The organism is Pseudomonas cerasi (assembly GCF_027983475.1).
GTDB lineage: Bacteria > Pseudomonadota > Gammaproteobacteria > Pseudomonadales > Pseudomonadaceae > Aquipseudomonas > Aquipseudomonas cerasi.
The window spans coordinates 51,221-65,196 of the sequence record NZ_JAQJVM010000004.1; the positions used below are offsets into that span (position 1 = coordinate 51,221).

General features: G+C 58.3%; 11 protein-coding genes. 10 read left to right on the top strand and 1 reads right to left on the bottom strand.

Annotated elements, in window-relative coordinates; genetic code table 11:
• Window positions 1-45 precede the first annotated feature (45 nt).
• Complete coding sequence (locus PI739_RS21975; RefSeq protein WP_054081689.1) at window positions 46-1,068, bottom strand: aminoglycoside phosphotransferase family protein; 1,023 nt, start codon at window positions 1,066-1,068, stop codon at window positions 46-48.
• 129 nt (window positions 1,069-1,197) lie between these two features.
• On the opposite strand from PI739_RS21975, the gene PI739_RS21980 reads away from it, so the two are divergent.
• The 10 genes from PI739_RS21980 to PI739_RS22025 all read left to right on the top strand — a co-directional run bounded on the left by PI739_RS21980 (window position 1,198) and on the right by PI739_RS22025 (window position 13,947).
• Window positions 1,198-3,978, top strand: coding sequence for an LPS-assembly protein LptD (locus tag PI739_RS21980; RefSeq protein WP_003433243.1), 2,781 nt, complete (start codon window positions 1,198-1,200; stop codon window positions 3,976-3,978).
• Complete coding sequence (locus PI739_RS21985; RefSeq protein WP_003433245.1) at window positions 3,959-5,281, top strand: peptidylprolyl isomerase; 1,323 nt, start codon at window positions 3,959-3,961, stop codon at window positions 5,279-5,281. The genes PI739_RS21980 and PI739_RS21985 overlap by 20 nt, the downstream gene beginning before the upstream one ends.
• Entirely contained in the window at window positions 5,278-6,267 is a 990-nt protein-coding gene (gene pdxA, locus PI739_RS21990) for a 4-hydroxythreonine-4-phosphate dehydrogenase PdxA (protein WP_054081690.1), read from the top strand. Before PI739_RS21985 ends, pdxA begins: the two co-directional genes overlap by 4 nt.
• Window positions 6,264-7,070 (top strand): 16S rRNA (adenine(1518)-N(6)/adenine(1519)-N(6))-dimethyltransferase RsmA, encoded by an 807-nt coding sequence (gene rsmA / locus PI739_RS21995; protein ID WP_003433248.1) that lies wholly within the window; start codon window positions 6,264-6,266, stop codon window positions 7,068-7,070. The genes pdxA and rsmA overlap by 4 nt, the downstream gene beginning before the upstream one ends.
• Before the next feature lie 115 nt (window positions 7,071-7,185).
• Window positions 7,186-7,566, top strand: a complete 381-nt coding sequence (gene apaG, locus PI739_RS22000; RefSeq protein WP_003316251.1) for a Co2+/Mg2+ efflux facilitator ApaG/CorD — start codon at window positions 7,186-7,188, stop codon at window positions 7,564-7,566.
• Entirely contained in the window at window positions 7,566-8,441 is an 876-nt protein-coding gene (locus tag PI739_RS22005) for a symmetrical bis(5'-nucleosyl)-tetraphosphatase (protein ID WP_054081691.1), read from the top strand. Before apaG ends, PI739_RS22005 begins: the two co-directional genes overlap by 1 nt.
• 23 nt (window positions 8,442-8,464) lie before the next feature.
• Window positions 8,465-8,785 carry a thiosulfate sulfurtransferase GlpE gene (gene glpE, locus PI739_RS22010; RefSeq protein WP_003372784.1) on the top strand — a complete coding sequence of 107 codons (321 nt, stop codon included), beginning with the start codon at window positions 8,465-8,467 and terminating at the stop codon, window positions 8,783-8,785.
• Between the two features lie 287 nt (window positions 8,786-9,072).
• Window positions 9,073-10,995, top strand: a complete 1,923-nt coding sequence (locus PI739_RS22015; protein ID WP_003372786.1) for a PrkA family serine protein kinase — start codon at window positions 9,073-9,075, stop codon at window positions 10,993-10,995.
• 121 nt (window positions 10,996-11,116) lie between these two features.
• The gene (locus PI739_RS22020; protein WP_003433255.1) at window positions 11,117-12,388 is read left to right on the top strand and encodes a YeaH/YhbH family protein; all 1,272 of its coding nucleotides are present in this window, start codon (window positions 11,117-11,119) and stop codon (window positions 12,386-12,388) included.
• A complete protein-coding gene (locus PI739_RS22025; protein WP_003433256.1) occupies window positions 12,385-13,947 on the top strand; it encodes a SpoVR family protein in 1,563 nt (520 codons plus the stop codon). Before PI739_RS22020 ends, PI739_RS22025 begins: the two co-directional genes overlap by 4 nt.
• Window positions 13,948-13,976 lie beyond the last annotated feature (29 nt).

Below are 13,976 nucleotides of genomic sequence, written 5' to 3' on the forward strand. Positions count from 1 at the left end.
GGCCATGTCTAAACCGGCCCTCTCACGCTGGCCGTCTCTGTCTTTTCAGACAGCCGCGTCTACCGGTTGCAGACTGGTGAGCAACTGCCCGAGTTGCGCCAGCTCTGGGCGACGCGACAAAACCGCTTCTATATAAGCGAAAAAGCGCGGAACGTCTTCCAGGTAGCGCGGTTTCCCATCGCGGTGGCAAATGCGGGCAAAAATGCCGATCACCTTCAAATGTCGCTGTACGCCCATCAGATCACTGGCGCGCTCGAATGCGGCAAAATCTTCCTGTACCGGAATGTCGACGGCACGCGCCTGATCCCAGTAGGTGCGCAGCCAGTCACTGACACGCTCCTGCGGCCAGCTCAGGAATGCGTCCTTGAACAGGCATGTCACGTCATAGGTGACCGGGCCATAGACCGCATCCTGGAAATCCAGCACGCCCGGGTTGGGCTCGCTGATCATCAGGTTTCGCGGCATATAGTCGCGATGCACCAGTACTTTGGGCTGTGCCAGGGCGCTGTTGATCAACAGCTCGCTGACCTGCTGCCAGTCGCTCAACTGCGCCTCGTCCATCTCGATACCCAGGTGCCGCTTTACGTACCACTCGGGAAACAGCTCCAGCTCACGGCGCAGCAACGCCACGTCATAGCTGGGCAACGGCGCGTCCATAGGCAGTTGCTGGTAGGCCAGCAACGCCTGGATAGCATCAGCGAACAAGGCATCGGCATTATCGGCGTCAATGACATCCAGATAAGTCTGGCGGCCCAGATCGTTGAGCAGCAAAAAGCCTTGTGTCAGGTCTTCGGCATAAATTTTTGGAACATTAATGCCTGACTTTTCCAATAAATGAGCGATATCCACGAACGGTTTGCAGTTTTCCTGCGGTGGAGGGGCGTCCATGACAATAAAAGTTCGGCCCGCACCCTCCCAGCGAAAATAACGGCGAAAACTTGCGTCACTACTGGCCGCAGTCAATGTAGCCGGGGGCACAGCGCCCCAACCGTGCGCCGAAAACAGCGCTGGCAACTGCTCATCGAGCCAAACTTTCAGGGATTGCAGGCGTATATCTTGATCTGACATTACAAGGGTCTCCGACGGCGCTAGCCGTCAAGCGGGTCATGCTTTATTATCCGGAATCTTTTTCAGCCCATCGAGAGGCGTGCGGCCCCCCCGCGGGCAGATGGCGCGCAGGAAGCCCGGACTAATAAGATGGCATTGAAATCCCCCGCGTTTCGTAAAAAATTTCCGTTGCTCGTAACCGGCAGTCTGCTGGCGATGCAACCTCTGGCCACTCAGTTCGTGGTCGCCGCGGAACAGTATGACTGCTCAGTCTCTGCTTCGGGTGCCTGGAACTGTGCGCCGAAATCCAATGCTGCTGCAGTGGATCTGCCTCCGCGCCCCGTGCATGACACGACGTCGGTCAGTTCCAACGGCACGGTCACCTCACAAGGCACCTCTTCGGGTGAACAGTCTGCGGGTACGCAACTGGTCACTGAAGCCAAGGGCAAAGGTCTGAAGTCGCGTAGTGCTGACTACAGCCACCTCGATTGGGTTCCTCGCGAAAAGCTTACCGCAGCGCAACTGGCCGAGACCGGCCCGTATTGCTCGGGTGCCTACGTCGAGCCGATCCGTCCTGGCATGGACGACAAGACGCCGATGAAAGACGCGCCGATGTTCGTCGGAGCCAAGGCTTCGCGTTACGAACAGGAAGCGCAGGTCGCCACGCTGGCGGGTGATGTCGTGATGCGCCAGGGCAGCATGCAGGTGCAGGCCCAGGAGGCTGCACTGCATCAGGCCGAGAACCGTGGCGAGCTGAACGGCGATGTCCGTCTGCGCGACAATGGTGCACTGATCGTCGGTGACAAGGCCGAACTGCAACTCGATACCGGCGAAGCCCGTGTCGACAACGCCGAGTACGTCCTGCACAAGTCGAACATTCGCGGTAACGCCCTGTACGCCAAGCGTGCAGAGAACGCGATCATCCGGCTCAAGGACGGTACCTACACGACGTGCGAGCCGAACAGCAACGCCTGGACGCTCAAGGGCAACAACATCACGCTGAACCCGGCCACCGGCTTCGGTACAGCGACCAACGTTACCCTGCGGGTCAAGGACATACCGGTTCTGTACACGCCGTATATCTACTTCCCGATCGACGACCGTCGTCAGTCCGGTTTCCTGCCGCCGTCCATTGCAGCAGGCGGCGACAACGGCTTCACGCTGGTCACCCCGTACTACTTCAACCTGGCGCCGAACTACGACGCCACGTTGTACCCGCGTTACATGGCTGATCGTGGCTTGCTGATGGAAGGCGAGTTCCGCTACCTGACCAAAGGCAGCGAAGGTCAGTTTGGCGGCGCGTACCTGAACGACGAAAACGACGACCGCAAACTGCAGTCGGACTACGACAAGACCCGCTGGATGATCAACTGGCAGCACAAGGGCGGGCTTGATACGCGCTGGCTGACCCAGGTCGATTACACCGACATCAGCGATCCGTACTACTTCCAGGATCTGGAAACCGATCAGATCGGCGTTAAAAGGACTGACTTCCTCAACCAGCAAGGCTCCCTGACCTACCGTGGCGACAGCTTCTCGGCAGTGCTCAATGCTCAGGCCTACAAGCTGGCGACGGTTGCCAACGTTACGCCGTACAACCGCCTGCCTCAGCTGACACTGAACGGTACGTTGCCCTACAACCCCGGCGGCCTGAAGTTCGATTATCAGACTGAAGCGGTGCGCTTCGAACGTGACCTGCGCAGCGGCGCGTTCATCGATGAAGACGGCAACTCCGAGACACGCCTGGACAACAACATCGCCGGCCTGGCTCGCGCCAACGGCGATCGTCTGAACCTGGCACCGTCGGTCAGCCTGCCGATGAACTGGACCTATGGCTTCCTGACGCCGAAGCTGAAGTATGTCTACACGCAATACGATCTGGATCTCGACAGCCAGGGCAAAAACACGCTCCTGGCCGGCGAAGAGTACAGCAGCAGCCAAAGCCGCAGCGTGCCGATCTTCAGCGTCGACAGCGGCCTGTACTTCGACCGCAATACCAACTGGTTCGGCAAGGATTATCGCCAGACCCTGGAGCCGCGCCTGTTCTATCTCTATGTTCCAGAGAAAGACCAGACCGACATCCCGGTATTCGACACCAGCGAAAGCACCTTCAACTTCGCTTCGCTGTTCCGTGACAACCGCTTCACCGGTTCCGACCGCATCGGCGACGAGAACAAGCTGTCGCTGGGCGTCACCAACCGCTGGATCGAGGAAAACGGCTTCGAACGTCAACGCTTCAGCATCGGTCAGGCGCTGTATTTCGAAGACCGCAAGGTGCAGTTGCCGGGCGTGGTGTTCGCGGATCGTGATGATGCGCGCTCCAACGTTTCGCCTTATGCACTGGAATACGAATACCGCTTCAACCGCGACTGGCGCTTCAACTCCGATTTCAACTGGGATCCGGACAGCCGAAGCACCCGTTCGGGCAGCGCAATGTTCCACTACCAGCCTGAAGACAACCCGAACAAGGTCGTCAACCTTGGCTACCGCTATCGCAACGACCAGATTCGTTACGACGAAAGCACCGGCCGCTGGGTCGTGGGTGGTGGCGACTACGGCACCCCGGGTTCGCCAAACTATGTGAAGGACTACTACAAGATTCAGCAGCACGATTTCTCGGTCATCTGGCCGATCGTGCCGCAGTGGAGCCTGATCAGCCGCTGGCAGTATGACTACAACCGTGAACGCACCATCGAAGCTTTCGGCGGATTCGAGTACGACAACTGCTGCTGGAAAATGCGTCTGGTCAATCGCTACTGGATCGACTACGACGAGTTCAGCCAGGCAGCACCTCAGAACGAGAAAGGCGACCGCGGCATATTCCTACAAATCGTGTTGAAGGGGCTCGGCGGTGTCACTGGCGCCAAGGTAGACAGCTTCCTCGACAAAGGCATTCAAGGTTATCGTGAACGTGAAGACCAAGCTTTCTGATTGTCTGCGCCCGCTGATGCTGGGCGCGTTACTCCTGAGCGGTGCAGTGCATGCTGCGGTTCAACCTCTGGACAGTGTCGTGGCTATCGTCGACAACGACGTGATCATGAAAAGCCAGATGGACCAACGTGTACGTGAAGTTCAGCAGACCATTGCCAAGCGTGGTTCTGGTGTACCGCCTGCAGAAGCCCTGCAACCACAGGTTCTGGATCGTCTGATCCTGGAAAACCTGCAGTTGCAGATGGGCGAACGCTCTGGCATTCGCGTCTCCGACGACGAGTTGAATCAGGCCATTGGCACTATTGCCCAGCGCAACAACATGAGCGTTGATCAATTCCGCGCCGCGCTGGCGCATGACGGTCTGTCCTATAACGATGCGCGCGAACAGGTGCGCCGGGAAATGATCATCAGCCGCGTGCGTCAGCGCCGGGTGGCCGAACGTATCCAGGTGTCCCAGCAGGAGGTGAAGAACTTCCTCGCCTCCGATCTGGGCAAGGCTCAGTTGTCTGAAGAGTTTCACCTGGCCAACATTCTGATCGCTACGCCTGACAGCGCTTCTTCGGACGCCATCCAGGCTGCAGCGGCCAAGGCCAAGGGTATCTACGACCAGCTGAAGAAAGGTGCTGACTTCACCCGGCTCGCAGCCACCTCCTCGTCCAGCGAAAACGCACTGGAAGGCGGCGACATGGGCTGGCGCAAGGCTGCACAACTGCCACCGCCGTTCGGTGACATGCTCAGCTCGATGCCTGTCGGTGACGTGACACCTCCTGCACGTACGCCGGGCGGTTTCATCATTCTCAAGCTGCTGGAAAAGCGTGGCGGCCAGGGTCAGGCGCAAATGCGTGATGAAGTCCATGTGCGTCATATCCTGATCAAGCCAAGCGAAATTCGTAACGAGGCAGAGACCAAGCGTCTTGCCCAGAAGATCTACGACCGCATCCAGAACGGCGAAGATTTCGCCGAGCTGGCGAAAAGCTTTTCGGAAGATCCGGGTTCTGCGCTCAATGGCGGCGATCTGAACTGGGTTGATCCCAACTCTCTGGTTCCGGAATTCCGTCAGGTCATGAGCGAAACGCCACAAGGCGAATTGTCCAAACCGTTCCAGACCCAATATGGCTGGCATGTTCTCGAAGTACTCGGTCGTCGCTCAACGGACGCTACCGATCAGGCTCGTGAACAGCAGGCGCTGAACGTATTGCGTAACCGCAAGTACGACGAAGAGCTGCAAACCTGGCTGCGTCAGATTCGCGACGAAGCCTACGTTGAAATCAAACTCCCTGGCGCGACCCAGGCTGCACAGTGAAACCCAAGCGTTTCGCACTGACACCCGGCGAGCCGGCCGGCATAGGTCCCGACCTTTGCCTGCTGCTCGCCACGCAGCCTCAGCCATACCCCCTGATTGCCATCACCAGCCGTGACCTGCTCCTTGAGCGGGCCGCGCAACTGGGTGTGGCGGTCAGTCTGATCTCAGTCACGCCCGACGCGCTTCCCGACCTGCCTGCACCTGCCGGCAGTCTGTATGTCTGGGACACGCCACTGGCTGCTCCGGTGGAAACCGGCGTGCTGAACAAGGCCAATGCTGCATTCGTCCTGGAAACCCTGACTCGCGCGGGCCAGGGCTGCCTGGATGGGCTGTTCAGCGGCATGATCACCGCCCCGGTGCACAAAGGCGTGATCAACGACGGCGGTATCGCGTTTTCCGGACACACCGAATTTCTCGCTGAACTGACTCACACCGAACAGGTAGTGATGATGCTGGCGACCGGCGACCTGCGCGTAGCACTGGTGACCACTCACCTGCCGTTGCGCGATGTGGCCGACGCCATCACAGCGGATCGTCTGGAGCGCGTGACACACATCCTGCACGCCGATCTGGTCAACAAGTTCGGCATTGCCCACCCACGCATTCTGGTCTGCGGCCTCAATCCTCATGCCGGCGAAAGCGGGCATCTGGGTCGTGAGGAAATCGACATCATCGAACCTGCTCTGGAGCGCCTGCGCAGCGAAGGCCTGGACTTGCGCGGCCCGCTGCCTGCAGACACTCTGTTTACCCCCAAATATCTGGAGCACTGCGACGCAGTGCTGGCGATGTACCACGATCAGGGCCTGCCCGTGCTGAAGTACAAAGGTTTCGGCGCAGCGGTCAATGTGACGCTCGGCCTGCCAATCATCCGCACCTCTGTCGATCACGGCACGGCGCTGGACCTGGCTGGCACCGCAAACATCGACACCGGCAGCCTGCACGTCGCACTGCAAACCGCCTACCAGATGGCCGAGACCCATTCATGACCGAGCAATACCAACACCGGGCGCGCAAGCGCTTCGGGCAGAACTTCCTGCACGATGCAGGCGTTATCGACAAGATCCTGCGCGCCATCCGTGCCAAACCTGAAGACCGACTGCTGGAAATCGGGCCGGGCCAGGGTGCACTGACCGAGGGCCTGCTCGACAGCGGCGCTCAGCTGGACGTGGTCGAGCTGGACAAGGACCTGATCCCGATCCTGAACGGTCAGTTCGCCAACAAGCCGAACTTCAACCTGCATCAGGGCGACGCGCTGAAGTTCGATTTCAACACCCTCGGCGCCGAACCGCGCAGCCTGCGGGTGGTGGGCAACCTGCCGTACAACATCTCGACACCGCTGATTTTTCACCTCTTGCAGAACGCCAGCCTGATCCGCGACATGCACTTCATGCTGCAAAAGGAAGTGGTCGAGCGCATGGCTGCCGGACCCGGCGGTGGCGACTGGGGCCGCCTGTCGATCATGGTTCAGTACCATTGCCGCGTGGAACACCTGTTCAACGTCGGACCGGGTGCGTTCAACCCGCCGCCGAAAGTGGACTCGGCCATTGTGCGCCTCGTCCCTTATGAAACACTGCCGCACCCTGCCAAGGATCACCGTGTGCTGGAGCGCATCGTGCGTGAAGCGTTCAACCAGCGTCGCAAGACCCTGCGCAACACGCTCAAGCTGCTGTTGACCAGCGACGAGATTACCGCTTCCGGAGTAGACGGCAGCTTGCGTCCCGAGCAGCTCGATCTGGCTGCATTCGTTCGTCTGGCAGACACTCTCAGCGAAAAAGTTGTGACCGAGTGAACCCTGGGGACAAGTAAACGGCAGGCTCGGTCTTCATTTTCCGCTTACTTGTCCTAGACTGATCTACCTGCCGCACACGCCCTTTTTCGCAGCTATGGATTTCAAGGCCTATTGCATGCCCGATTCTCGTTACAAGGTCGACGTCAGCGTCGTCACACGCTTCCTCTCGGAACAGTCACAACCCGAGCAGAACCGCTTCGCTTTCGCCTACACCATCACCGTGCACAACAACGGCGAGTTGCCTGCCCGGCTGCTGTCGCGGCACTGGGTCATTACCGACGGTGATGGCAATGTCGAGGAAGTACGGGGCGAAGGCGTGGTTGGCCAGCAGCCACTGATCAAGGTCGGCCAAAGCCATACCTACAGCAGTGGTACGGTCATGACCACCAAAGTCGGCAATATGCAGGGCACCTACCAGATGCTTGCCGAAGACGGCAAACGCTTCGATGCCGTTATCGAGCCTTTCCGTCTGGCCGTTCCGGGCTCGCTGCACTGATGGCAGTGTACGCCGTGGGTGACCTGCAAGGCTGCCTTGAACCTCTGCAATGCCTGCTCGAGCACGTCCACTTCAACCCGGAGCAGGATCGCCTCTGGCTGGTGGGCGACCTCGTCAATCGTGGCCCGCAATCGCTGGAAACGCTTCGCTATCTGTACAGCATCCGCGAATCGCTGGTGTGCGTGCTCGGCAATCATGACCTGCACCTGCTGGCAGTGGCCCGTAAAAAAGAGCTGCTGAAGAAAGGCGACACGCTGCTTGAAATCCTTGAAGCGCCTGACCGCGACGACCTGCTCGGCTGGGTACGCCGGCAAAAGCTCATGCATTACGATGCAGAACGCAATGTCGCTATGGTGCATGCCGGTATCGCGCCGCAGTGGACGCTGAAAAAAGCCTTGAAGCACGCCGCCGAAGTCGAGCACGCGCTGCAGGACGATCAGTTGTACGGCGCCTTTCTCGACGGCATGTACGGCAATGAACCAGCCAAGTGGGACAACGACCTGCAAGGCGTGACGCGCATGCGGGTCATCACCAACTACTTCACCCGCATGCGCTTCTGCACCAGCGACGGCAAGCTCGACCTGAAGAGCAAGGAAGGGGTCGGCACCGCGATACCTGGCTACGCACCCTGGTTCAGCCATCAGAGCCGCAAGACCCGAGACGTGAAAATCATTTTCGGCCACTGGGCTGCACTGGAAGGTCGCTGCGACGAACCGGACGTCTTTGCCCTCGACAGCGGATGTGTCTGGGGCGGCTCGATGACGCTGCTCAATGTCGATACGCTTGAACGTCATCAGTGCAATTGCGATGCTATCGGCAATGCCGCCGACGGGCTTGTTACCCGCGTGCAACCCGGCGCTACTCCCCTTTCGTAACCTCAGGCTCAGGAGCCCAGGCAATGACTGAATTCAAACGTATCCCACCTGAACAGGCGCAGGCTCTGCGCGAGCAAGGCGCCGTGCTGGTCGATGTTCGGGATCCACAGGCTTTTCAGAGCAATCACATTCCCGATTCCGTGCATCTGGACAACCACTCGATCGCCGACTTCATCCGCGAGGCCGACCTGGACAAGCCGTTGGTGGTCGTCTGTTACCACGGCAACTCCAGCCAGAGCGCTGCAGCTTATCTGGTCGGCCAGGGTTTCTCCGATGTGTACAGCGTTGACGGTGGTTTCGAGCTGTGGCGCGCCACTTACCCGCAAGAAACCGTGCAAGGCTGATAGAAAATATTTTTATGACAGCTGATCCCGCGTTCTACGCGGGCTCGCGAGCCATCTGACGAACGGTCACCCCCTCTTCTCGCGCATCCCTTCTTTATCTTTCCGAATCCGAACTATCCTTAGCCTAGGCCATCCGTATTCAGGGGAGAGCCGGTACACCGGCGCGTGGGTCATCGGTAGTTACTTTTAAGGTGTTCTGGGGGGAAACAGCAGCCGTAGTGCTACGGTTGTTGCCAGCATCGACTGACGATCCGCCGCCGGCTCCACGTATCGAGCGAGGTGACGTCATGAGTATATTCAGCCACTTCCAACAACGCTTCGAAAGCACGAGGCAAGAAGAGCTCTCGCTACAGGAGTATCTGGAGCTCTGCAAACAGGATCGCAGCGCCTATGCCTCTGCCGCAGAACGCCTTCTGCTGGCTATAGGCGAACCTGAACTGGTGGATACCTCCACCAACTCCAGGCTGTCGCGCATTTTCTCCAACAAGGTCATACGTCGCTATCCGGCCTTTGCCGACTTCCACGGGATGGAAGAATGCATCGACCAGATCGTTTCGTATTTCCGCCATGCCGCCCAAGGCCTGGAAGAGAAGAAGCAAATCCTGTATCTGCTCGGCCCGGTGGGCGGCGGTAAATCGTCCCTGGCGGAAAAACTCAAGCAACTGATCGAAAAAGTACCGTTCTACGCCATCAAGGGCTCGCCCGTCTTCGAATCGCCCTTGGGCTTGTTCAACGCCACCGAGGACGGTGCGATTCTCGAAGAAGACTTCGGGATTCCGCGACGCTACCTGAGCACCATCATGTCGCCCTGGGCAACCAAACGCCTGGCCGAATTCGGCGGTGATATCAGCCAGTTCAAGGTCGTGAAGCTCTACCCTTCTATTCTCAATCAGATTGCCGTGGCGAAAACCGAACCCGGCGATGAAAACAACCAGGACATCTCTGCGCTGGTCGGCAAGGTGGATATCCGCAAACTGGAAGAATTCCCGCAGAACGACGCCGATGCCTATAGCTACTCGGGCGCGCTGTGCCGGGCCAACCAGGGCCTGATGGAATTCGTCGAGATGTTCAAGGCGCCGATCAAGGTCCTTCACCCGCTGCTCACCGCAACCCAGGAAGGCAACTACAACAGTACCGAAGGGCTGGGCGCGATACCGTTCAACGGTATCCTGCTGGCGCACTCCAACGAATCGGAATGGCACAGCTTCCGCAACAACAAGAACAACGAAGCCTTCATCGACCGTATCTACATCGTGAAGGTGCCGTACTGCCTGCGTGTCAGCGACGAGATCAAGATTTACGACAAGCTGCTGTTCAACAGTTCGCTGTCCAAGGCGCATTGCGCGCCGGACACTCTGAAAATGCTCGCGCAGTTCACCACGCTGTCGCGCCTCAAGGAGCCGGACAACTCCAACATCTACTCCAAGATGCGCGTGTATGACGGCGAGAACCTGAAAGACACCGACCCGAAAGCCAAGTCGATTCAGGAATACCGCGACAGCGCGGGCGTCGACGAAGGCATGAATGGCCTGTCGACCCGCTTCGCGTTCAAGATTCTGTCCAAGGTCTTCAACTTCGATCCGCACGAAATCGCGGCCAACCCGGTGCATCTGCTTTACGTACTGGAACAGCAGATCGAACAGGAGCAATTCCCTGCCGAAACGCGCGAACGCTATCTGCGCTTTATCAAGGAATACCTGGCACCGCGCTATATCGAGTTCATCGGCAAGGAAATCCAGACGGCGTATCTGGAATCCTACAGCGAGTACGGTCAGAACATTTTCGACCGCTACGTGCTGTATGCGGACTTCTGGATTCAGGATCAGGAATACCGCGATCCGGAAACCGGCGAGATCCTCAACCGCGTGGCCTTGAACGAGGAGCTGGAAAAGATCGAGAAACCGGCTGGCATCAGCAACCCGAAAGATTTCCGCAACGAAATCGTCAACTTCGTGCTGCGTGCCCGCGCCAACAACAATGGCAAGAATCCGACCTGGCTCAGCTACGAGAAGCTGCGGGTGGTGATCGAGAAGAAAATGTTCTCCAACACCGAGGATCTCCTGCCCGTCATCAGCTTCAATGCCAAGGCCAGCAAAGAGGATCAGCAGAAGCACAACGACTTCGTGACACGAATGGTCGAGAGGGGCTACACGGACAAGCAGGTACGTCTGCTTTCCGAATGGTATCTGCGCGTGCGGAAATCGCAGTAAAGCAGCTGCAAGCTTCAAGCTATCAGCTGCAGGCGAAAAGCGATCGAGACCCGGGCTCGGGATTGATCGCATGCTCGCCTGCAGCTTGATGCTTACAACTTGAAGCTCCCCGGAGGAGCCTATGAGCTATGTGATCGACCGACGTCTCAACGGCAAGAACAAGAGCACGGTAAACCGGCAGCGGTTTCTGCGGCGTTACCGTGACCACATCAAGAAAGCAGTGGAGGAAGCAGTCAGCCGTCGCTCCATCACTGATATGGAACACGGCGAGCAGATCAGCATTCCCGGGCGTGACATCGACGAACCGGTCCTGCACCACGGTCGCGGCGGCAAGCAGACCGTTGTTCATCCTGGCAATAAGGAGTTCACCACAGGTGAGCACATCGCCCGCCCTCAAGGCGGCGGTGGCGGCAAGGGCCCCGGCAAGGCGGGCAATTCCGGCGAAGGAATGGATGAGTTTTCGTTTCAGATCACTCAGGAAGAGTTTCTCGAGTTCATGTTCGAAGACCTTGAGCTGCCGAACCTGGTCAAGCGCAACCTGACCGGCACCGACACCTTCAAGACCGTGCGTGCCGGGATCAGTAACGAAGGCAACCCGTCGCGGATCAACATCATCCGTACCCTGCGCTCGGCGCATGCACGGCGCATTGCGCTGTCCGGCAGCAGTCGCGCGAAACTCAGGGAGGCCACTACCGAGCTTGAGCGCATGAAGCGTGAAGAGCCGGATAACTTCGGTGATATTCAGGAACTGGAAGTAGAGATCGACCGACTGAAAGCACGCATCCGTCGTGTGCCCTACCTCGACACCTTCGACCTCAAGTACAACCTGCTGGTCAAGCAACCCAACCCCAGCTCCAAAGCGGTCATGTTTTGCCTGATGGACGTCTCTGGCTCCATGACCCAAGCGACCAAGGACATCGCCAAGCGCTTTTTCATTCTGCTGTACCTGTTCCTCAAACGTAACTACGACAAGATCGACGTGGTCTTCATTCGTCACCACACCAGCGCCCGCGAAGTGGACGAGGAAGAGTTTTTCTATTCCCGGGAAACCGGCGGCACCATCGTTTCCAGCGCCTTGAAACTGATGCAGGAAATCATGGCCGCACGCTACCCGAGCAGTGACTGGAATATCTACGCGGCACAGGCGTCGGATGGCGACAACTGGAACGACGATTCGCCCATCTGCCGGGAAATTCTCACCAAACAGATCATGCCTTTCGTGCAGTACTACACGTACGTGGAAATCACGCCGCGCGAGCACCAGGCCTTGTGGTATGAATACGAACGCATCGGTGAAGATTTTGCCGACACGTTTGCCCAGCAACAGCTGGTCTCTGCCGGTGATATCTATCCGGTATTCCGCGAACTCTTTCAGCGAAGGTTAGTGTCATGACCGCCAGAGAGCAGAAGCGCCAACCCCTTTCCACGGGGTCAGAGTGGACATTCGAACTGATCCGCGCCTACGACCGCGAAATCGGCAGGATTGCCGAGCGGTATGCGCTGGATACTTACCCCAACCAGATCGAAGTGATCACGGCCGAGCAGATGATGGACGCCTATGCTTCGGTGGGCATGCCGCTGGGCTATCACCATTGGTCCTACGGCAAACACTTCCTCAGCACTGAAAAGTCCTATTCTCGCGGCCAGATGGGCCTGGCCTACGAGATCGTCATCAACTCGGACCCGTGTATTGCCTACCTGATGGAAGAAAACACCATCTGCATGCAGGCGCTGGTCGTGGCCCATGCGTGCTATGGCCACAACAGTTTCTTCAAGGGCAACTACCTGTTTCGGACCTGGACCGACGCCAGCTCGATCATCGATTACCTGGTGTTCGCCAAGCAGTACATCATGCAGTGCGAGGAGCGCCATGGCATCGATGCCGTGGAGGACTTGCTCGACTCCTGCCATGCGTTGATGAACTACGGTGTGGATCGCTACAAGCGCCCGTACCCGATTTCCGCCGAAGAGGAGCGCCGTCGGCAGAAGGACCGTGAGGAGCACCTTCAGCGGCAGATCAATGATCTTTGGCGCACGATCCCGAAAAATGCCGACAAAAGCAGCAAGGAAGACAATGCACGCTTCCCGGCCGAGCCGCAGGAAAACATTCTCTATTTCATCGAGAAACACGCCCCGCTGCTGGAGCCCTGGCAGCGTGAAGTGGTGCGCATCGTGCGCAAGATCGCGCAGTACTTCTATCCACAGCGCCAGACCCAGGTGATGAACGAAGGCTGGGCGACGTTCTGGCATTACACGCTGATGAATGACCTGTACGACGAAGGGCTGGTCACTGACGGCTTCATGATGGAGTTCCTGCAGTCGCACACCAGCGTGATTTTCCAGCCCGGTTTTGACAGCCCCTACTACAGCGGCATCAATCCCTACGCGCTGGGCTTTGCCATGTATCAGGACATCCGCCGGATGTGCGAAAACCCTACCGATGAAGACCGGCAGTGGTTTCCGGAAATCGCCGGCACTGACTGGCTGACGGCGATCAAGTTTGCGATGACCAGCTTCAAGGACGAGAGCTTCATTCTCCAGTACCTGTCGCCCAAGGTGATTCGCGACCTGAAACTGTTCAGCATCATGGACGACGACCAGCAGGATGACTTGCTGGTGCCCGCCATTCATGATGAAAACGGTTATCGGACCATCCGCGAAATACTTGCTGCGCAGTACAACCTGGGCAATCGGGAGCCCAATGTGCAGATCTACAGCATCGACCGCCGAGGCGACCGTTCGCTGACCCTGCGCCACCAACAGCACAATCGCAAACCGCTCGGAGAATCGACAGACGAGGTGCTCAAACACCTGCACCGGCTGTGGGGCTTTGACATCCACCTGGAAACCTTGCAGGGCGATCAAGTGGTCAAGACCCATCACGTCCCCCCAAAAGGCGAGCATGCCGACAGTGAATATCCCCGGCTTGATATGGCGGTCGTCCACCTTTAAGCGCCAGGGCAATAGCGCTTAAAACGCCT